Source organism: Roseobacter sp. HKCCA0882, assembly GCF_037805225.1.
Taxonomy (GTDB): Bacteria; Pseudomonadota; Alphaproteobacteria; order Rhodobacterales; family Rhodobacteraceae; genus M30B80.
On record NZ_JBBLYI010000001.1, the window covers coordinates 1,366,415 to 1,387,685 of the forward strand.

Annotated in this window: 18 protein-coding genes; 5 read left to right on the forward strand and 13 right to left on the reverse strand. The window is 56.3% G+C overall.

From position 1 onward, the window contains the following. The 8 genes from fdhF to AAC622_RS07005 all read right to left on the reverse strand — a co-directional run bounded on the left by fdhF (position 1) and on the right by AAC622_RS07005 (position 11,390). Positions 1-2,898: a formate dehydrogenase subunit alpha gene (fdhF, locus tag AAC622_RS06970; RefSeq protein ID WP_340261079.1), complete on the reverse strand. Its 2,898-nt coding sequence runs from the start codon at positions 2,896-2,898 to the stop codon at positions 1-3. A gap of 14 nt (positions 2,899-2,912) precedes the next feature. Next, positions 2,913-4,439 carry a formate dehydrogenase beta subunit gene (locus tag AAC622_RS06975; RefSeq protein WP_340261080.1) on the reverse strand — a complete coding sequence of 509 codons (1,527 nt, stop codon included), beginning with the start codon at positions 4,437-4,439 and terminating at the stop codon, positions 2,913-2,915. Beyond that, a complete protein-coding gene (locus tag AAC622_RS06980; RefSeq protein ID WP_340261082.1) occupies positions 4,436-4,912 on the reverse strand; it encodes a formate dehydrogenase subunit gamma in 477 nt (158 codons plus the stop codon). Before AAC622_RS06980 ends, AAC622_RS06975 begins: the two co-directional genes overlap by 4 nt. Before the next feature lie 127 nt (positions 4,913-5,039). Then, complete coding sequence (locus AAC622_RS06985; RefSeq protein WP_340261083.1) at positions 5,040-5,930, reverse strand: LysR family transcriptional regulator; 891 nt, start codon at positions 5,928-5,930, stop codon at positions 5,040-5,042. A 103-nt stretch (positions 5,931-6,033) separates the two neighbouring features. Then, a complete protein-coding gene (locus AAC622_RS06990) occupies positions 6,034-7,254 on the reverse strand; it encodes an ABC transporter permease (protein ID WP_340261084.1) in 1,221 nt (406 codons plus the stop codon). 4 nt (positions 7,255-7,258) lie between these two features. Continuing rightward, on the reverse strand, positions 7,259-8,926 hold the full coding sequence (locus AAC622_RS06995; RefSeq protein WP_340261086.1) for an ABC transporter permease: 1,668 nt from the start codon (positions 8,924-8,926) through the stop codon (positions 7,259-7,261). Positions 8,927-9,090: 164 nt separating this feature from the next. Beyond that, complete coding sequence (locus AAC622_RS07000; protein ID WP_340261087.1) at positions 9,091-10,212, reverse strand: extracellular solute-binding protein; 1,122 nt, start codon at positions 10,210-10,212, stop codon at positions 9,091-9,093. A gap of 80 nt (positions 10,213-10,292) precedes the next feature. Continuing rightward, positions 10,293-11,390, reverse strand: coding sequence for an ABC transporter ATP-binding protein (locus AAC622_RS07005; protein WP_340261088.1), 1,098 nt, complete (start codon positions 11,388-11,390; stop codon positions 10,293-10,295). 294 nt (positions 11,391-11,684) lie between these two features. Between AAC622_RS07005 and AAC622_RS07010 the strand changes: the two genes are divergently transcribed. Next, the gene (locus AAC622_RS07010; RefSeq protein WP_340261089.1) at positions 11,685-13,481 is read left to right on the forward strand and encodes an ABC transporter ATP-binding protein; all 1,797 of its coding nucleotides are present in this window, start codon (positions 11,685-11,687) and stop codon (positions 13,479-13,481) included. Here AAC622_RS07010 and AAC622_RS07015 read toward each other — a convergent pair. Together AAC622_RS07015 and AAC622_RS07020 are read right to left on the reverse strand one after the other, a co-directional pair. Further along, positions 13,478-13,792, reverse strand: a complete 315-nt coding sequence (locus tag AAC622_RS07015) for a periplasmic heavy metal sensor (protein WP_340261091.1) — start codon at positions 13,790-13,792, stop codon at positions 13,478-13,480. The two genes, AAC622_RS07010 and AAC622_RS07015, sit on opposite strands and share 4 nt — an antisense overlap. A gap of 37 nt (positions 13,793-13,829) precedes the next feature. Next, positions 13,830-14,057, reverse strand: a complete 228-nt coding sequence (locus AAC622_RS07020) for an EF-hand domain-containing protein (RefSeq protein ID WP_340261092.1) — start codon at positions 14,055-14,057, stop codon at positions 13,830-13,832. A gap of 190 nt (positions 14,058-14,247) precedes the next feature. Between AAC622_RS07020 and AAC622_RS07025 the strand changes: the two genes are divergently transcribed. The 3 genes from AAC622_RS07025 (at position 14,248) to pepN (ending at position 17,990) form a co-directional block, all read left to right on the forward strand. Further along, entirely contained in the window at positions 14,248-14,679 is a 432-nt protein-coding gene (locus tag AAC622_RS07025; protein ID WP_340261093.1) for a DUF983 domain-containing protein, read from the forward strand. Next, a complete protein-coding gene (locus tag AAC622_RS07030; protein WP_340261095.1) occupies positions 14,669-15,283 on the forward strand; it encodes an NUDIX hydrolase in 615 nt (204 codons plus the stop codon). The genes AAC622_RS07025 and AAC622_RS07030 overlap by 11 nt, the downstream gene beginning before the upstream one ends. Before the next feature lie 79 nt (positions 15,284-15,362). Further along, on the forward strand, positions 15,363-17,990 hold the full coding sequence (gene pepN, locus AAC622_RS07035; RefSeq protein ID WP_340261096.1) for an aminopeptidase N: 2,628 nt from the start codon (positions 15,363-15,365) through the stop codon (positions 17,988-17,990). On the opposite strand, the gene AAC622_RS07040 is transcribed toward pepN, so the two are convergent. Beyond that, the gene (locus AAC622_RS07040) at positions 17,978-18,709 is read right to left on the reverse strand and encodes a heparan-alpha-glucosaminide N-acetyltransferase (protein WP_340261098.1); all 732 of its coding nucleotides are present in this window, start codon (positions 18,707-18,709) and stop codon (positions 17,978-17,980) included. The genes pepN and AAC622_RS07040 overlap by 13 nt on opposite strands. Continuing rightward, positions 18,706-19,323 (reverse strand): transglycosylase SLT domain-containing protein, encoded by a 618-nt coding sequence (locus AAC622_RS07045; RefSeq protein ID WP_340261100.1) that lies wholly within the window; start codon positions 19,321-19,323, stop codon positions 18,706-18,708. The genes AAC622_RS07040 and AAC622_RS07045 overlap by 4 nt, the downstream gene beginning before the upstream one ends. Positions 19,324-19,456: 133 nt before the next feature. On the opposite strand from AAC622_RS07045, the gene gatB reads away from it, so the two are divergent. Continuing rightward, complete coding sequence (gene gatB, locus AAC622_RS07050; protein WP_340261102.1) at positions 19,457-20,971, forward strand: Asp-tRNA(Asn)/Glu-tRNA(Gln) amidotransferase subunit GatB; 1,515 nt, start codon at positions 19,457-19,459, stop codon at positions 20,969-20,971. 6 nt (positions 20,972-20,977) lie between these two features. Here gatB and AAC622_RS07055 read toward each other — a convergent pair whose 3' ends face one another. Then, positions 20,978-21,250 carry a BolA family protein gene (locus tag AAC622_RS07055; RefSeq protein WP_340261104.1) on the reverse strand — a complete coding sequence of 91 codons (273 nt, stop codon included), beginning with the start codon at positions 21,248-21,250 and terminating at the stop codon, positions 20,978-20,980. Positions 21,251-21,271 lie beyond the last annotated feature (21 nt).

The window sequence follows — 21,271 nt, forward strand, 5'->3', positions numbered from 1 at the left end:
CTATTCCGCCGCTGGCAGGATACGCCGCGCCGCCTTGGCCTGCGCCTCATAGCTTTCTTGCCATTCAGTCGGGCCATTTGATTGCGACACTTGCACCGCTGTCACCTTATATTCAGGGCAATTCGTGGCCCAATCCGAGAAATCGGTGGTGATCACATTGGCCTGCGTCTGCGGGTGGTGGAAGGTTGTATAGACCACACCTGGGCTGACGCGATCAGTGATCTTGGCGCGCAGGGATGTCTCGCCTGACCGCGAGGCCAGCTTGACGTAATCGCCCTCCTTGATCCCGCGTGTTTCTGCGTCATGGGGATGGATTTCCAACACATCCTCCTCATGCCAGACGGTGTTTTCCGTGCGCCGTGTCTGCGCCCCCACATTATACTGGCTCAAGATACGCCCTGTGGTCAGCAAAAGTGGGAAGCGCGGCCCTGTGCGCTCATCGGTGGCAACATATTCAGTCAGAATAAAGCGCCCCTTGCCGCGCACAAACCCATCAACATGCATCAATGGCGTGCCCTCTGGGTTTGCGTCATTGCACGGCCATTGCACGCTGCCTTTTTCCTCAAGCACCGCGTAATCAACGCCAGCAAAGCTTGGGGTGGTGGCGGCGATTTCCTCCATGATTTGAGACGGGTGGGTATAGTTCCACCCTGCCCCCATGGCATTGGCCAAGGCTTGCGTTACTTCCCAATCAGCCATCCCTGCCTTTGGCGCCATGACTTCGCGCACGCGGTTGATGCGCCGCTCAGCATTGGTGAAGGTGCCATCTTTCTCAAGGAAGGTTGAGCCAGGCAAGAAAACGTGGGCGTAATTAGCAGTTTCATTCAAGAAAAGATCATGCACGATCACGCAGTCCATCGCGGCCAAACCTGCCGCCACATGTTTGGTATCTGGGTCAGACTGAAGGATATCTTCGCCTTGGCAGTAAAGCCCTTTAAACTTACCCGCCACTGCCGCATCCAACATATTGGGGATGCGCAGGCCTGGCTCTGGGTCAATCTCAACGCCCCAAGCTTGCTCAAAAATAGCGCGCACATCGGCGTTTTTGACATGGCGATAGCCCGGCAATTCATGCGGGAAAGACCCCATATCACACGAGCCTTGCACGTTATTTTGTCCACGCAGCGGGTTCACACCCACCCCTTCGCGGCCCACATTGCCCGTAAGCATCGCCAAATTGGCGATCCCCATCACTGTGGTCGAGCCTTGGGAATGCTCTGTCACACCCAAGCCGTAATAAATCGCCCCATTGCCGCCCGTTGCATATAGGCGCGCTGCGGCGCGCAGTTCCGCAGCAGGCACACCCGTCAAGGCCTCAACCGCCTCGGGGCTATGGCGCGGGTCAGCAATAAATTCTGCGTAATCTTCGAACTCATCCCAATCGCAGCGCTCGCGGATATAGGCCTCGTTCGCAAGACCTTCTGTGACAATCACATGGGCCATGGCCGTAACAACCGCCACATTTGTGCCAGGCTTCAGCGGCAGGTGATGCGCGGCCTTGATATGGGCGGATTTCACCAGATCAATGCGGCGTGGGTCAATCACAATCAGCTTTGCCCCTTGGCGCAGGCGCTTTTTCAGACGGCTTGCGAAAACGGGGTGGCCATCGGTTGGGTTGGCCCCAATCACGACAACCACATCCGCATGCGCGACCGAGTCAAAATCTTGCGTCCCTGCCGATGTGCCAAAGGTTTGGCCCAAGCCATAACCGGTTGGCGAATGGCAGACCCGCGCACAAGTGTCGGTATTGTTATTGCCAAACACCGCACGCGCGAGTTTTTGCACAAGGAAGGTTTCTTCGTTCGTGCAACGGCTTGAGGTGATCACGCCGATGGATTTCTGGCCATACGTCGCCTGAATGCCCCGCAGTTTTTGCGCGGCGAAGCCAAGCGCCTCCTCCCATGACACTTCGCGCCATGGCTCGGAGATGTCATCACGGATCATCGGGTTCAAAATGCGGTCTTTATGGGTGGCGTAGCCATAGGCAAAGCGCCCCTTCACGCAGGAATGCCCGCGATTGGCCTTGCCGTGTTTATAGGGCACCATCCGCACCAATTGATCGCCATTCAATTCTGCTTTGAACGAACAGCCCACACCACAATAGGCGCATGTGGTCACGACCGAGCGTTGCGGCGTGCCCAATTCGATGACAGATTTTTCCTGCAAAGTTGCAGTTGGACAGGCCTGCACGCAAGCACCGCATGACACGCAATCCGAACTGAGGAAATCATCCAACGGGCCGCCTGCTGATACGCGGCTGTCAAACCCACGCCCCTCGATGGTCAGCGCAAACGTGCCTTGCACCTCCTCGCAGGCCCGAACACAGCGGTTGCAGACGATGCATTTGAAGGGGTCATAGGTGAAATAAGGATTGCTTTCATCCTTGGGTAAATATTCGGGGTTGAGATCCCCATTGGTATCACGCGCGGTGAAATGGTTGGCGATACTCGCCCCTTCGGTCGCGCTATAGCGCACATCGCGCAATCCAACCGCGCCCGCCATGTCCTGCAATTCGCAATCGCCATTGGCGGCACATGTCAAACAATCAAGCGGGTGATCGCTGATATACAGCTCCATCACCCCGCGGCGCAGTTTGTGCAGCTTGGCGTTTTGGGTATGAACCACCATACCCTCGGCCACGGGTGTCGTGCAGGAGGCGGGCGTGCCGCGCCGCCCCTCGATTTCGACAACGCATAAACGGCAAGAGCCAAAGGCCTCAAGGCTGTCCGTCGCGCAGAGCTTGGGGATCGACAATCCCGCCTCGGCTGCGGCGCGCATAACGCTTGTGCCCTCTGGCACAGTAACCGCCACACCATCAATCGTCAGACTGACAGGCGCGCCCGTCTTAGCGGGCGTTCCCATGTCGCGGTCATCCCAAGGAATGATGAAATCTTTCATGGATCAAAACCCTCCTATTCCGCGGCCTGATTGGCGGGGGTAGCCCCAAATTCATCTGGAAAATTCTGAAGCGCCGACATGACGGGGTAAGGCGTGAACCCGCCAAGCGCGCAGAGCGAGCCGTCTTTCATCGTCTCGCACAGATCGGTCAACAAGGGGATTGCGGTCGCATCCCCGGCGGCAATGCGGTCGATGGTTTCCACCCCGCGTCTTGCCCCAATGCGGCAGGGCGTGCATTTCCCGCAAGATTCCACCGCGCAAAATTCCATCGCAAACCGCGCCATCTGAACCATGTCGGCGCTGTCGTCAAAAACGACCACGCCCGCATGCCCAATCAGCCCGCCCTGCCCATCAAATTCCTCATAGGCAAAAGGCGTGTCAAATTTGGACGGGGGCATATAGGCACCCAAGGGGCCGCCCACCTGAACCGCTTTGACGGGCCGCCCCGTAGCGGTGCCGCCCACAATCTCGTTGACCAATTCGCCCAAAGGCATCCCAAAGGCGGTTTCAAACAACCCGCCGCGCGCAACATTGCCTGCAATCTGGATTGGCATCGTCCCTTTTGACCGACCAAGGCCAAAACTGGCATAATGCGCCGCACCCTTTTCGAAAATCACAGGGATCGTTGCCAAGGACAGGACGTTATTCACAACGGTTGGCCGCCCTAGAAAACCCTCTAAGGCGGGCAGCGGCGGCTTGGCGCGCACAACACCGCGTTTGCCCTCAAGGCTGTTCAAAAGCGATGTCTCTTCGCCGCAAACATATGCCCCTGCCCCCACGCGAATCTCAAGATCAAAGGCTTTGCCTGATCCCAACACATCGTCACACAAAACGCCTTCGGAACGGGCGATGGTGACCGCCTCTTCCATCACTTCAATCGCATCGGGATATTCGGAACGGATATATACAAACCCGCGCGTGGCCCCTGTGGCCAGTCCCGCAATCGCCATGCCTTCAATCAAGCAGAAAGGATCCCCTTCCATGATCATCCGATCCGCGAAGGTTCCGCTATCCCCCTCGTCTGCGTTGCAAACGATGTATTTCTGAGGGCCTGCCGCCTCTGAGACAGTTTTCCACTTGATCCCAGTCGGGAAGCCTGCACCACCACGCCCGCGCAATCCAGAGGCGATAACCTCTGCGACAATGTCAGCGGCACTCATGGCGGCGGCACGAGACAGTCCCACAAGGCCGCCGTGAGCGCGGTAATCCGACAAGCTGAGCGGATCAATCAAACCGCAGCGCGCAAAAGTCAGGCGGTTTTGCTTGGCAAAAAACGGAATATCTTCGACAGGGCCGAGCGTCTCGATCTTGTCTGCCAGAAGATCCTCGACTTGATCCGCCGCAATCGGGCCATAAGCCAAACGGGTGCCATTTTCTTCGATCTCGACCAGAGGTTCTAGCCAGATCATCCCGCGACTTCCGTTGCGGATGATCTGCGCCTCTTCCCCACGCGCCATAAGCGCATCGGCCAAAGTGGCCGCAACCTCATCAGACCCAAGCGCCTTGGCGGCGGCATCACGGGGGATATAAATCTTTTTCATAGGCCCGCCTCCGACAAGGTTTTAATGATTTTTTCTTCGGTGGCGCGACCGATCAATTTGCCATCCAGCATAGCCGCAGGCGCACAGGCGCATAGGCCAAGACAATAAACAGGCTCAACCACCAATTTCCCATCGGCGCGCGCCTGCCCCCAATCCAGTCCAAGCATCGCGAGAATACGATCAGACAGCGCTTTGCCGCCAACAGCCTGACAGGCCTCGGCACGACAAATTTTCAAGCTGTGCCGCGCGGACGGCGCTGTACGGAAATCATGATAAAAGCTGATCACCCCGTGCAATTCCGCGCCTGTGATGCTGAGCGCATCACAAATGATCGGGCGGGCCGCTTCAGGAATATACCCAAATTCCTCTTGTAAGGCATGCAGCATGGGCAGCAGAGGCCCCTCCATCCCCATGTGGCGCATCACAATCGCCGTGATGTCTTGATCATTCGCATCAGCATGGTCGCGGGGCATGGCCGTAATCCTTTGGTCGTGAGGATCGCGCGCATCCACGCCTGAACGCGCGCGCGATGCCCGACCAATGCCCGAGGCTTAATTCCATTTCAATATCAAAATTTCGTTAAACGATAGACAAAATCTATCAATTTACCTCGCCCGCCATCTCGCGCGCAACGCGTAAAAGGCTTCGGAAAACGGGGGTATAAGGCTCTTGATGGGGGGCGATCAAACCCACCTCAGGGCGCAGCGCCCCATCTTCCAACGGGATCACCCGCAGATCATGGCCAATGGCAAGGAACTGCGCCATGGGTTCCGGCAAAACTGTCAGCGCACCTGCCTCAATCACATGGCTCACCAGAACAATGGTCGAATTGCTTTCGACAACCGATTTTGGCTCGAGACCATGCGCCGCGAAATTGCGGTTCAAGATCCGCCGATTTTGCATATCAGGGGTTAGGAGGCTCAGGCTCATCCCCTCGAGCGCGGCCCATGCCACTCGGGTCTGTGCCGCAAAAGGGTGATCTGATCGGCACAGAACCGCGTAATTTTCCCGATAGAGCCCCGTGCTAACCATGCGTCCCAAAGGCTCATTGTCCAAATAGGTCACACCCGCATCTGCATCGAGATTTTCCAACAGCTTGAGGATTTCGGCGGACGAACGGGACAGAATAGAAAAACTGACATTGGGATGCGCGCGCGAAAAGCGGCTGACCAGACGCGCGGCTTCGGTCAATGCGGTTGGGATCACCGCAAGGCGCAAATGGCCCGATAACCCCTCGCGGCTATAACGCATTTCTTCACGCAACTGGCGGCTATCGCCAACGATACGCCGCGCCCACTCCAATGCGCGTTGCCCCTCAGGAGTCAGACCGCCAAAGCGTGACCCGCGCTGCACCAGCTTCACCCCAAGCTGGTCTTCCAGTTGCTTGATCCCTGAGGACAGGCTTGGCTGAGTAACCCCCAACAATTCAGCCGCACGGCCAAAGTGCTGGGTTTTAGCCAAAGCAAGCAGCATTTCTAATTTTTGGATCATAGACACTTCCTATCAATTTCCACAAATTCTATCACAACATCAGATCAAAAAAAGGCCGCATCGGCATACCCAATGCGGCCTTAATGATGTGATCTTGCGCCAATCAGCTTGGGCTTAGGCCCCTCAGTCGCTCTGATCTGCGGCGCAGAAGTTCAACTGTGGTCAAAAGCAGGATAGAGATGGTCACAAGGATCGTGGCCGCCGCCAAAATCGTTGGCGAGATTTGTTCGCGGAGGCCCGTGAACATCTGCCAAGGCAGGGTCTGCTGCTGCGCTGAACCAACAAACAGTACCACGACAACCTCGTCAAACGAGGTGATAAAGGCGAACAGACCGCCTGAGATAACACCCGGCAAAATCAGCGGCATCTGCACACGGAAGAAGGTGGTCACAGGGTTTGCGCCCATATTCGCCGCCGCCCGCGTCAGCGACCGATCAAAGCCAACAAGCGTGGCGGTCACTGTGATGATTACAAAAGGCACGCCCAACACGGCATGCGCCAAGATCACCTTCACATAACCCACGAAGGATTTGTTCAGACCCAAGGTCAGTTCCAACCAATTACCAAGAGGGGCGTAGAAAAAGAACATCCCTGTCGCTGAGATGATCAAAGGCACGATCATGGGCGAGATCAAAACCGCCATGATGGTTTGACGTCCAGGCACATGGGATTGCGACAAACCGATGGCCGCCAATGTGCCAAGACTAACCGAGATCACAGTCGCAATCGGCGCAATGATCAGCGAGTTTTTCAGCGGCTGCATCCACTCATCCGTGGTCAAGAAATCGCGGTAATGCTTCAGCGAATACCCCTCGGGGTCAAAAGCCAGCATCTCGGGCGTGAAGGTAAAGAAATCCTGCGCGTTAAACGACAGCCACATCACGGGGAAAAGCGGGGCAATCAGAAAGAAGAAGATCAGTCCACAGATAAACAGGAAACTGTTATGCCAAAGGGTCTGCCCGCCTGTGTAATAAATCGGCACGCCTTTGCGATAATCGCCCGTGTCGATCCAGAAGACGAACCATGACAGCACCGCGCCCACAAGGCCTGCTGCGATTCCGCCGCCCAAATTGGTGGCGAAAAGACCCGCGGCAAAGAAGATCGCAATCACACCAAGGCGCGCCATCATCCGCTTTTCAGCCATGGGGTGCATCAAGGCCGCCAATATGCCCCCAATGACAGCGCCCGCAACAATCCCCGTGAGCGGATTTCCAAAGGATGTGCCTGCGATATAGCCAAAGGCCGCTGACACAGCCGCAGTCAGGGGTGCCGTGAACCCCCAAAGGGAGGGGCGCTTGAGCGTAAGTTTCAGCGATTGAGCCATAATCTCAGCCCCCCAATTTCACGTTATCAATGCCGACAATGCGGTCATAAAGCCAATACAGCGCCAAGACCAAGGCCAGAAGGATCGAGCCCAAAGCCGCCGCCAAGCCCCAGTTGAGCGAGGATGAAATATGGTAGGCAATGCGGTTCGAGATAAAGACACCATCTGTACCGCCCACGATTTCAGGCGTGATGTAATAGCCAATCGCCAAGATGAACACGAGAATCGACCCCGCCCCAATCCCTGGAACAGATTGTGGGAAATAGACCCGCCAGAACGCTGTCCAATTGGTCGCGCCAAGACTTTTGGCGGCGCGAAGGTAAGACGGCGGAATGGTTTTCATCACCGAATAAAGCGGCAAAATCATAAAGGGCAGCAAGATATGCGTCATCGCAATAATCGTGCCTGTCGAGTTATTCATCAAAATCAGGCGGTTTGCATCATCGACAAATCCAAGCCAGACAAAGATTTCATTAATCACGCCTTGCTGTTGCAGCAGCACTTTCCATGCACTGGTGCGCACCAAGAGCGATGTCCAGAACGGCAGAAGAACAAGGATCATCAAAACATTGGCGCTGCGCACAGGTAGGTTGGCCAAAAGCCACGCCACGGGATAGCCTAACAGGATACAGGAACCTGTGATGATCAAGGACATAATCATCGTGCGAATGAACAGTTTGATGTAAAGCTGCTGGCTTTCAGGGCGAGCATTCACACCCTCAAGCCCCTTTTCCATATCAATCGCGTTGAGGAAATAGCCTGTGGTGTAATCAGGGCTGTAAATCTTGATCGTTTGCCAGTTTTCCGTATCGCCCCATCCATCATTTTCTTCGATGAATGCGGCGCGGAAATCAATTTGCGGCAGGGTTGGCAGGGCTGCAATCACATTGGCCAATGGGCCCGCGCCCGCCCCTGTGTATGAGGCTAGAGCGGCCGCTGTATCAGCGCGCGCCAGATCAAGGGCCAAGGCCGCATATACGGCCTCCCATGGGTCTTCTTCGGAAACCACATCCTCATCCGCGATGGCGGTATAGATGGCCCAGTCACTATAAGCGGCGGCGGTTTGGGGCAGAAGTGCTGCGATCTCGCCCGATAGGGTAAAACCAATATCGCCTGCAAACCCCTCGCCCACCATATTCGCCCAAAGGGCGCGGCGGGCTTCGATCACATCTTCGCCGCCTGTGCCAGACAGCATCTCATACCATGTGATCCCGTCCTTGAAGGCAGGATCTGCATCTTCAAGCCAATCTTGAAACACCTCGCCAATATCATCAATGCCCCGCCCTGTGGTGCGGAACATCGAAGAAAGGCCCGTGCGTTCATAATTCAGGCGCGAGCCAAGTTTGGTATGTTCCTTGGCCTCGGCAGCGCGGAAAATGTCGAAAAATAAGGCTTGAAACACGGTCTCGTCTGGCAAGGTGCCGTCTTGGCCGTCCCAAGCGTCAAGCGCTTCAACCGTTTCGGGAAGCGTGCCAGCTACAATTTGGTTTTCCACCGATCGAAACAACATCGAGCCGATCGGGACAACAAATGTCAAAACAACAAAAGCCAAAAGGGGCGCAATCAACATCAGCGCACGCAGCTTTTGGCGTCTGAGGGCACGGGAGAGGCTCGTCTTGAGGGGGGTTCCATCCGCCGCCAGCATCGGGCCTGAATTGGTGGTGTCGCTCATCCTGTCCCCGTCAGTCGTTTCGATCTTCAATCGTCATGAATTTGGTCGGGCCGTGCCGCGTTTTCACGCGCGTTGGGTCTGCCTAGACCCCTGCCCTCATAGGGCCACCCGATGGTTGAAGGGGGCCGCGTTTGATCGCGGCCCCGCCCCAAATTCAGCTCAGATTACTGAGCCAGCCATGCTTGGAATTTCGCGTCAATATCATCGCGATAATCCGCCCAGAACTCGTAGTTATAGAGGAACGTGTTCTGTGCGTTGTTTGGATCGGTTGGCATATGTGGTGCCATTTCGATGCCAAGCTCTGCATGGTTGCCAACCAGTGGCGCAGAGGACAGACGTGCAGGGCCGTAAGAAATGTAGGCCGCCTGATCTGCCAGACGCTGGGTGTCCGTCGCAAAATTGACGAAGTCCATAACGCGGGCTAGACGATCCTCAGGCAGACCTGCTGGGATGATCCAACCATCAAGGTCGAATACCTGCGCGTCCCACATCATGCCGATTGGCTGGTTCTGCTCAACGATGGCCGAGAACAGACGACCATTATAGGTCGAACCGATAAAGATTTCGCCATCCGCCAAAAGCTGTGGCGTATCGGCGCCTGCGTTCCACCAGATCACGCTGTCGCGGATGGTGTCGAGCTTGGCCAAAGCCTGCTCTTGGCCTTCATCAGTGGCCAGCACGTCATAGACGTCTGCTTTTGCAACGCCGTCACAAAGCAAAGCCCATTCCATGTTGTTGATTGGGCGGCTCTCAAGCGAACGCATGCCAGGATATGTGTCGAGATCGAACACATCACAGATGTCATTTGGAGGCTCTACACCATCAGGCACCATGTCGGTGCGATAGCCGAAGGTGGTGGAGTAAACGATCTGTGGGATAAAGCAATCACCAACCAAGAGATCACCAAAGTCGTCGCTCGCTGATGTTCCATCAGGAGCAGGCGCTAACATCTCGTCAGCATCGATTTCCATTGCGAGGCCTTCGTCACAAAGACGCAGCGCATCAGATGCCACAACGTCAACCAAGTCCCATGTCAAGTTGCCCGCTTCGTTCATGGCACGGAGTTTTGCGACAGCTTCGGCTGAGCTTTCGTCCCAAACGAATTCAACATCTGGGTTATTGGCGGAGTAAGGATTTGTGTACGCGTTGGTTTGGCTGGCTTGATACGCCCCGCCCCAGCTAACCAAAGTGAATGAGCCAGTGGCCATGTGGCCACCCGCATAGGCCAAACCTGCTGCGGCGACGCCGATTGCAGAAGTTGCCAGAAGTGTTTTTGACAGTTTCATGTCAGTCTCCCGTGTTGTTACCTGGTATGGTCTTGTGCATAGCCACCCTCCAGGCGAAGGTGGCAGCTTAGGCCATGCGCTTAAGCATCAAGCGCGCGGCAATCGTCAGGCAACCATCCTATTTCAATCTGGGTGCCAGGTGTGAGTCGTTTTTGATCGGGGGCGTTGCGGGTCTTGATGATGAAGTCATCCGAACCTGCCACGCGCAGGCGCGTGCGGAAAATGTCGCCCATGTAAATAAATTCGAGAACCTCGCCTTTCAGCGTATGCGCGTCAGGCGAGAGACGGCGCTTGTCCATTTCCACCCGCTCGGGACGGATGGAAACAGTGGTGCGATCCCCCACGGCCGAAACGTTTACAGGACGCGCGTCAATTTCGTCACCGCTGTCCAGCTTCACAACGCAGCGATCGCCTGAGATTTTCGTCACCAAACCCGAAAGCGTGTTATTTTCGCCAATAAACTGCGCCACAAAGCTGTTTTGCGGCTGTTCATAGAGAACATCAGGCGGATCAAGCTGTTGAATACGGCCATCATCAAACACCGCGACACGATCCGACATGGTCAACGCTTCGGTTTGGTCATGGGTCACATAAACTGTAGTGATGCCCAACTGATGCGCCAGATTGGTGATTTCAAATTGCATATGTTCGCGCAATTGCTTGTCGAGCGCCCCCAAAGGTTCGTCCATCAAAACAAGCTCAGGCTCGAACACCAAGGCCCGCGCCAAGGCGATACGCTGTTGCTGCCCACCCGAAAGCTGCGCGGGACGGCGACCGCCAAAATCCCCCATCTGCACCATATCAAGCGCGCGTTTGATCTTTCCTTCGCGCTCTGATTTGCCCATGCCACGTACTTCCAACGGGAAGGCAAGGTTTTCTGCAACCGACATATGCGGGAACAAAGCGTAATTCTGGAACACCATCCCAATGCCGCGCTTATGGGGCGGAATGTTATTGATCGGACGACCCTGCAACAGAATCTCGCCATGGGTGGCTGTCTCGAAACCTGCAAGCATCATCAGGCAGGTCGTTTTGCCCGACCCCGAAGGCCCAAGCATCGTTAGAAATTCGCCCTGACCGATCTGAAGGTTAAGATCTTTTACGACCAGCGTTTCGCCATCGTAACTTTTCTGGACATGCTCAAAAGCGACAAACGCGTCTTTTGCTGTGTCGAACAAAGTGTCGAACTCCCGTTGTGGTTGCGGTGTAGCCCCGCATTCAATTGCCCTATGCTAAACAGCCTGAGCCTTTGATGACAACCAATTAACAGAAATTAGTGTAAAACCGTCCTGAAAGCGCCGCTTTGCACCTCAGAAAAGACATCGACCCGAAAACAATGGCGGATACAGGAAATATGACCCCATACATTGCGGGTGCTTGTTTGCAGGGGCGGCATAGCCTAATCAGGGCGGATGATGATTTGCTAAGCATTCTTTAGCAGAATGCATAATTTTTCGCAGATTTGGAGACGCATGTCAGACCCAAGCCCCGCATCAGATTCGCAGGCCACGGCCCCAAATGGGGTTGATCTGCGCTCGTCTCGACTTGTGATCCGCCTGTGGCGCGAGCATGTCCTCAGATATTGGCCCGCCCTGACATTCGCGCTGATCTTGATGAGCCTTGAAGGCGCCGCACTTGGTGCATTTGCATGGATGGTGCGCCCTCTCTTCGATGAACTTTTTGCCGCACAATCCTTGGATGGGCTTTGGAAAGTGGTCACGGTCATCGGATTTTTGTTCCTGTTCCGCGCCGTTGCGGGCTTTGTGCAGCGCGTCATTATGTCGGCGCTTGGCCTTAAAGTGACAACCGCATTGCAAACACGTCTGGTCGAGCATCTTTTGACGCTTGATGGTGCCGTCTTTACCCGCCACCCCCCAGGTGAATTGATCGAACGCGTGCGCGGGGACAGCCAGACGCTGCAATCTGCGGCGACAAGTGTCCTGCTCTCCTTTGGGCGTGATTTAGTTTCGCTTGTGGCTTTGTCCTTTGTAATGTTCTCAAATGATTGGCAATGGTCACTGGTGGCCTTGGTTGGGCTGCCTTTGATGATCGTGCCCATGACCCTGCTGCTCAAGCAAATCCGCCGCACCGCATTTGCCGCGCGCGAGGCTGCTGCGACCCTGACCACGCGGCTGGACGAGATGTTTCACGGCATTCAATCCATCAAGGTCAACCGCCTTGAGGCGCATGAGCGCGGGCGGTTTGAGCTCAGCGTCAAGCAATACCTCAAGCAACAGATCCGCTCGAGTGCAGGACAATCCGCGAACCCCTCGTTGATCGACCTCATGTCGGGCATTGGGTTTGTTTCGGTCACATTGTTTGGGGCCACCGCCATTGTCACAGGCGATAAATCGGTGGGGGATTTCATGTCCTTTATCACCGCGCTTTCGCTGATGTTCGACCCGCTCAAACGTCTGTCAACTATCGCAGGCAGCCTTCAGGCCGCTGCAGCCTCGCTCGAGCGGATCTATTCCATGCTTGATCTGCGCCCCACCGTTCTTAGCCCTGCCCACCCTGCCCCGCTGAGTTCTGGCGATATCTGCTTTGAGAATGTCGAATTCTCCTACGGGGACATGCCCGTTCTGCATGATCTGACCTTCGCCGCCAAAGAGGGGCAGACAACCGCGATTGTGGGGCCATCAGGCGCGGGTAAGACCACGCTGTTTGCCTTGCTGACACGCTTGATTGACCCAGTGGCAGGCAAGGTGCGCATCGGCAGTGTTGCAACAACCGAGGCTGATCTGGCCGCCTTGCGTGACATGATCGCGGTTGTGGGCCAAGACACGGCGCTGTTCGATGAAAGCATCGAAGATAATATCCGCATGGGGCGGCTTAATGCTGACAGCGCCGATGTGGCCAAAGCCGCAGAAAACGCCGCCGTGATGGAATTTGCCAAATCCCTGCCCGCAGGGTTGGAAACAGCTGTTGGCCCGCGCGGCTCGTCCCTGTCGGGCGGCCAACGTCAGCGCGTGGCCATCGCCCGCGCGATGCTGAAAGATGCACCGATTTTGTTGTTGGATGAACCCACATCGGCCCTCGACACCCAATCTGAAAAATTGGTGCAAACTGCCCTATCGCGCCTGTCGCAAGGGCGCACGACCCTTGTGATTGCGCATCGGCTGTCCACCATTCGTGATGCCGATAAGATTGTGGTCATGGATAAAGGCCATGTTGTCGAAGAAGGCACCCATGACAGCCTGATGCAAAGGGGCGGCATTTACGCGCGTCTTGTTGAATTGCAATCCGCAGGGATGAGTGCTGATCTCTAACGCCTGCGCCCTTCGGCCAATTCATCGGCCAAGGCCGCACGGCGTTCAGGCGGCATATCCGCGATCAAATCAACCAAGGCACGATGCCCGCTTTCCTGTATGGCGCCGCGATATCCGCGCTGCTCAGACAGGGCCTGCATCAACGCATCAGGCACAAAGGGGGTTGCGCGCAACGCAGCCTCAACCTGCAGATTAGCCGCCCCGATCCCACGGCGCGCGGCGCCCATCCCTTCGCGCCCGCCCATGCGCCCGATCAACATCCGCATTTCATCGCGGTTCAATTCCCCCGCCAATGGCCCCAAACTGCGCAAGGCGTTGATCCGCTCACGCGGGCCTCAAGGGAGGCACTCAATTCTTGGGCGTCCAACGTGCCATCCCCGTTGGTGTCTTGGGTCGCAAATCGCGCCTTGGCATACGCGCCAGTTCCTCAGCCGTGACCTGACCATTGCGATCCGCATCTAGGGCGGCAAATATCGCATCTGCATCGGCCTGCGCCATTGGGGCGGCGGTTACCATTTGCGCAGCAAGACCCAAAAGCAGGGCCAAGCCCAAAGTGAAAAGTTTGAATGTGCTCATCTCAATAACTCCTGATCTTGTGGCAAATGGCCCATCCATCCGCCGATCTATTCCTTTCACGCGCTCGCCCGCAGTTTCCGGCACACTTTTTTGCAGCTCTCTTTTGCCCCGCGTCAAAACGGCCCGCCCCTTTGCCAATGATTGCGCTTTGCGCTAGGGCTAAGGTCGAGATAAGAAAAGGATGCGCGCCATGGCAAACCCCAGCACCGAAGCGGCTGAAATAGATCCAATCACTGCCTGGGCGGATGGTGTTTTCGATCATGTTCCGCAGGAACGCCCAACATGGCCCGCGATTGCCAAAGCCATGCGCGGCCGCTGCCCGTGCTGTGGTGAGGGCGCACTGTTTAGCGGCTATCTGAACCTTGTAAAAGCCTGTGGCAGCTGTGGCGAGGATCTGAGCCACGCCCGCGCGGATGATGGGCCTGCCTATTTGACGATCCTCGTGACAGCGAAAATCTTGGGCAGCTTAATGCTCTGGGTTTATACGGCCTATCAACCAAGCCCATGGGTTATGGCAGGCGGGTTTTCGCTTGGGGCCTTTATGGTAGCACTGTTCCTCTTGCCCCGCTTTAAGGGGATGATTGTGGGCATCCAATGGGCCAAGCGGATGCATGGTTTCTGATCCTCCCATTCGGGATGCTGCAAGCATCATCTTATTGCGCGACAGCACAAAAGGCGCGCAGGTCTTAATGGGCCAACGCGGGGCATCTGCCGCGTTCATGCCGCGAAAATTTGTATTCCCCGGCGGGGCGGTGGATGCGGTGGATCACGACACCCCGCTTGCCCACGCAATCCCTGATGCGCTTGCAGCGCGCCTCGGCCATGACAGCGCCTGTTCACCCGAGGCCTTGATCAACGCAGCCTTTCGCGAGTTGCGCGAAGAAACAGGACTCAGCCTTGGCCCATACGATCCGCGAAGGGTTGATTTCTTTTTTCGTGCCGTCACCCCCACAGGCCGCCCACGCCGCTTTGACGCGCGTTTCTTTTTGGCGCGTGCTGACGATCTGAAGGGCGTTGCGCAGGATTTCACCAAAGGCGATGGCGAGTTGTCTCGTCTGACATGGCTTGATCTGGCAGAGGCGCAAAGCTTGGACATCCCCTTTATCACCCATGTGATCCTCGCAGAATTATCCCAAGCGGTGGCGCGGCACGGCTATGGATTTCGGCCTGAGGCGGTGGCGTTCTTTGACAATCGCACAGATATATCGCGGTTTTACTGGCTCTAACCCACCTATCTGGTTGCAGCCTGTCACCGGCGCGCATAGCCTAAGGCCAACCCTTCCCCGATATAATGAGGCCTGCCCCGTGTCCGCCCTGCCCCTTGATGCAACATCTGCCACTGCCACGCCCCGCACCATTTGGCTCAGTGACTACACCCCGCCCGAGTATTTGATTGACCATGTGCATCTTACCTTTCGCCTTGCACCAAAGGCCACGCGCGTCATTTCACGGATCACCTTTCGCCCCAACCCCGAGGCGCAAGGTTTGGGCGAAGGGGCGCTTGTGCTTGATGGCGAGGATCTGCGTCTGATCTGGGCAAAGATAGATGGAACAGCTCTAAGTGAGGCCGATTATCGCCTCAACGAAACAGCCCTGACTGTGCCTGCCGCACGCCTGCCAGAGGGCGGCTTTGTTTGGGAGGCCGAAGTCGAAATCGCACCACAGGATAACACAGCCCTTGAGGGGCTTTATATGTCCAAGGGCATGTATTGCACCCAATGCGAGGCGGAAGGGTTTCGCAAAATAACCTATTACCCCGACCGCCCCGATGTCATGGCGCCCTTTGATGTGCGCATTGAGGGGGATGCACCGATCCTACTGTCCAATGGCAATCGGGGCGAGACAGGCGCAGGCTATGCAGAATGGCATGACCCTTGGCCCAAACCTGCTTATCTCTTTGCTTTGGTGGCGGGCGATTTGCGCGCCTATAGCGATCAGTTCACCACGGCCTCGGGACGCGAGGTTGATCTCAATATCTATGTCCGCCCCGGTGATGAGGGGTATTGCGCCTATGCGATGGACGCGCTCAAGCGGTCAATGGTCTGGGATGAACAGGATTATGGCCGCGAATATGACCTTGATCTGTTTAACATCGTGGCGGTCGATGATTTCAACATGGGCGCGATGGAGAATAAGGGGCTGAATATCTTCAACTCCAAATATGTGCTGGCCAGCCCTGAAACCGCAACGGATCAAGATTATGCCTTTATAGAGCGGATCATCGCGCATGAATATTTCCACAATTGGACAGGCAATCGCATCACTTGCCGCGATTGGTTTCAACTCTGCCTCAAAGAGGGCTTAACCGTCTTTCGCGATCAACAGTTCAGCGCAGATGCCCGATCCGCGCCTGTGCAGCGAATTGGTGATGTGCTGAATCTGCGCGCGCGCCAATTCCGCGAGGATGCAGGCCCATTGGCGCATCCCGTGCGCCCTGCAAGTTTTGTCGAGATCAACAATTTCTACACGGCCACTGTTTACGAAAAAGGGGCGGAGCTGATCCGCATGCTGCGGCTTTTGGTGGGCGAAGGGGCTTATCGCGCGGCGCTTGATCTCTATTTCGACCGCCATGATGGGCAGGCCTGCACCATCGAGGATTGGTTGCAGGTGTTCGAAGACACCACTTTGCGCGATCTATCGCAATTCAAACGCTGGTATGAACAGGCAGGAACGCCGCGTTTGACGGTCACCTCCACCTATCAAGATGGGCGCATGGTGCTTAAATTGGCACAGCGCACCGAACACACCCCCAACCAACCGCTCAAAGAGCCATTGTTGTTCCCCGTGGCGCTTGGCCTATTGGGTCAGGACGGGCGCGAATTGCTGCCCACGCAAATTGTCGAAATGGCGGATCCTGAGATGGAATTGGTGTTTGACGATCTGCCTGAGGCCCCTGTCCTGTCGGTCTTGCGCGAATTCTCGGCCCCTGTGATTTTAGAAATCGAGCAAGATTTTGCCGCGCGCGCGACCCTCTTTGCCCATGACACAGACCCGTTCAGCCGATGGGAAGCGGGCCGCAGTCTGTCGCGTGAGGTTCTGTGCGCAATGATCACCGATGGGACAGCCCCAAACCCTGACTATATCGCAGCTCTCGCTGCAGTGGTGCAAGATGACACGCTCGACCCCGAGTTTCGGGCGCTATGCGCAAGCCTGCCAAGCGACGATGCGCTGGCCAATGATTTGGCCGAAGCAGGCGTGGTGCCTGATCCAAGCAGCATCCACGAGAAGCGCCGCGCTTTGGAACAGTCCATCGCAGCTGCACTTGCGCCGATTTACGCGCGGCTGTTCGAAACACTGACCGATAAAGACGGCTATAGCCCTGATGCGGCCTCTGCAGGCCGGCGCAGTTTGCGCAACGTGGCCCTGCGCGCCTTGACCCTTGTGCATGGCCCAGAGCTCGCGCAGACGCAATTCGAGACGGCCACCAATATGACCGATCAATTGGCCGCTTTCGGTGCGCTGTTGGATCACGGGGGTGGTGTTGCACAGCAGGCAAGCATCGCCTTCTACGACCAATGGCATGAAAACCGCATCGTGATGGATAAATGGTTCATGCTGCAAATCGCCCATGCCGCCCCTGATGAGGCCGCGCAAGTTGCACATCGCCTGACCGAGCACGCAGATTTTGATTGGAAAAACCCCAATCGCTTCCGCGCGGTGATTGCAGGTCTGACCTCAGCCAACCCGGCGGGCTTTCATGCGCCCTCAGGCGCGGGCTATCAGTTCCTCGCGGATTGGCTAATCCGCATGGACGGCAAAAACCCGCAAACCGCGGCACGGATGTCCACCGCCTTTGAGACATGGGCGCGCTATGATGTTGATCGTCAGGCCCTGATCCAAGAGGCGCTAAAGCGTATTTCTGACACCCCGAACCTCAGCCGCGACATGAGCGAGATGGTGGCAAGAATGCGTGCGGGTTATCAAGGCGCATAATCCAGCAGCCAAACATATCCACCGACCAATGCCAGGAGCACGGGTTGGTGGATTAGATAAAACGCAAGGGAATTGCGCCCCAAAAGGGCCAAACCCACCCCAAGCGCACCACCGCATATCTTTTGGGGCATGGTCGGCCTGCCCAGATCACGGGCAAATTGCGCCCAAGCCATGCCCAAAAGATAGGGGCCGATCCATGGCAAGATTGGCAAATAATCCACTGTCACAGGCCGCGCCGCCTGTGCGCCTGTGATCCAAAATATCGGGTGCTCAAGCGCAGGCAGGCGCAGCCAAACCCCTGCAGCAAGGGTCAAGACACCAAGCACGGCCAAGCCCCAAGCAGGCACACGCCCCAAAAGGACAATCCCCACTAGGCTTGCAGCCGCCATTATGTGCAAAATACCCCAAAAGACAAATTGCGCCCCAAAGGCAAAATAGGTCGTAACGCTGACCGCCGCCGCAGCAGCGACCAAAATTCCCCATCGCCGCCAAAAGGCGGGCCACCGCCGCCCCACCCCATGGGCCAAGACCATGCTGAGGCCCGACAGGAACAGAAAGCTGCCCGCAATCGCGATAGCATAGCCGCGCATATAGGGGGACAGGGCTGTGCCCGAAGGCACAAGCCCGAATAATTCAAGATCAAAGATGAAATGATAGCTTGCCATGGCCACAAGCGCGACACCGCGCGCCTGATCCAAACCCGACAAGCGCGCCGTCATGACTGGCAGTAATCCTGCTCCGACACCCAACCGCGAATATCATTGCGCAAGGCTTCGCGTTGCAACGGCCCCCAATCAGCCGCAACCCCGCCTTGATCTGCGGCAATGACCCCATCGCGCACGACAGTTGATGACCAAATGCGCAGAGCGCAGCGCAAATTCGCCTCGCCCTCGCGTAAAGCCTCGCTTGTGCCAGCAGCACAGCCATAGCCGCGCGCAGTTGCGGGCGAGATTTGCAAAAGACCATGCCACTTACCATTTGACGAAATCGCATCTTGGCGGAAGGTGCTTTCACGATAGGCCAAACTGGACAAAAGCCCGTTCCAGAACGCAGCACGCTGTTCTGGGTTCGCCTCATCATAGGCGGGACACCATGCCTCAATATCCGCAGGGGTTGTCTCAACCAAAACGGCCGCGTCCTCCTCCAACATCGAGAGGCTTGCCTTTGTCCAATCTTGGGCCTGTGGGGTTTCATCCCAACGTGCGGCGGGCAAATCAGCCTGCGCGCTGACACATCCCATCAAAACCGCCGCGCCCAAAAAGGTTGCAGCAAATTTGCCGAATTTATGCGCATGATGCGCCAGATCGCGTTCATTCCTTTTGAATGAAAACATGCAATTCCCTCAGGTGGCCAATAGATGCCCGCCCTTTGCCCTTATTTTGCCTCAAAATGCAAGTCCTGCCCTTGCCGCGCCCTACTCGCTGGCCTAGTAAACGGCGGGAAACCGCCTGTTGGAGAGATGCGCCATGCTTGACCTCAGCTATGAAGCCCCAAAACCCAAAGTGATCGCGGGTGCCAAATCCGATTGGGAACTTGTGATCGGTATGGAAGTGCACGCGCAGGTCGCAACCCGTGCGAAACTCTTTTCGGGGGCTTCAACGAAATTTGGGGCAGAACCCAATTCTAACGTGGCCTTTGTGGATGCTGGCATGCCAGGGATGCTGCCTGTGATCAACGAGGCCTGCGTGGCCCAAGCGGTGCGCACAGGGTTGGGTCTGAAGGCGGAAATCAATTTGTTTTCGGCCTTTGACCGCAAAAACTATTTCTACCCTGACCTTCCGCAAGGCTATCAGATCAGCCAACTGTATCATCCGATCGTGGGCGAAGGCGAGGTTTTGGTCGAGCTTGGCGATGGCACGGCACGGATTGTGCGCATTGAGCGTATCCACTTGGAGCAAGACGCAGGCAAATCCATCCATGATATGGATCCCGCCCTGTCTTTCGTGGACCTCAACCGCACGGGTGTCGCGTTGATGGAGATCGTCTCGCGCCCCGATATTCGCGGCCCAGAGGAGGCAGCGGCCTATGTCTCTAAATTGCGCCAAATCATGCTCTATCTGGGCACGTGTGACGGGAATATGCAAAACGGCAATCTGCGTGCGGATGTAAACGTGTCTGTCTGCGCACCGGGCGCCTATGAAAAATTCCGTGAAAGAGGTGATTTCAGCCATCTTGGCACGCGCTGCGAGATCAAGAACATGAATTCGCTGCGGTTCATTCAACAGGCCATCGAATATGAGGCACGCCGCCAAATCGCCATTATCGAAAATGGCGGCACTGTGGATCAGGAAACACGACTCTATGATCCTGATAAGGGCGAAACGCGTTCGATGCGGTCGAAAGAAGAGGCGCATGATTATCGCTACTTCCCAGATCCCGACCTCTTGCCGCTTGAGATTGAGCAGGCATGGGTGGACGACATTCGCGCGAACCTGCCTGAATTGCCCGATGCCAAAAAGGCGCGCTTTATCGGCGATTTTGGCCTTTCAGATTATGATGCCAGCGTTTTGACCGCGGATGTCACCGCCAGCGCGTTTTTCGAAGAGGTCGCTGCCACCGCCAAAGACGGGAAACTGGCCGCGAATTGGGTTATCAACGAACTCTTTGGCCGCCTAAAGAAAGACGAGCGCGACATCAGTGACAGCCCTGTCTCACCTGCACAGCTTGCAGGCATTATCGCGCTGATTAAGGCGGGGGATATTTCGGGCAAAATCGCAAAAGACCTGTTCGAAATCGTCTATACCGAGGGCGGCGACCCCGCGCAGATTGTCGAAGCGCGCGGCATGAAACAGGTCACGGATACAGGCGCGATTGAAGCGGCGGTAGACGAGATCATTGCCGCCAACCCCGCCCAAGTGGAAAAGGCCAAGCAGAACCCGAAACTTGCGGGGTGGTTCGTGGGTCAGGTGATGAAGGCCACAGGCGGCAAGGCAAACCCTGCCGCTGTGAACCAGTTGGTCAGCCAGAAACTAGGGCTGTAACCCTTCTCAGGCGGGCCGCTCAGGCCCGTCTGCATCAATGGCCAAAGCGTGAATTTCGCCCATCAAAGGCTTGCCGATGGCATCATGCACGGCACGATGGCGCGCAATGCGCGACAACCCCGCCAATCCATCGGCCCGGATCACCACGCGAAAATGACTTTCGCCCCCCTCTTGATAGCCGCTATGGCCACGATGGGCCTCACTTTCATCGTGAACATACAACACTTTGGGATTGAATGCTTTTTCTAATGCGTCACGAATTTTTTCGGTTCTTGTCATGAAAATCTTCACCCTAGCCCT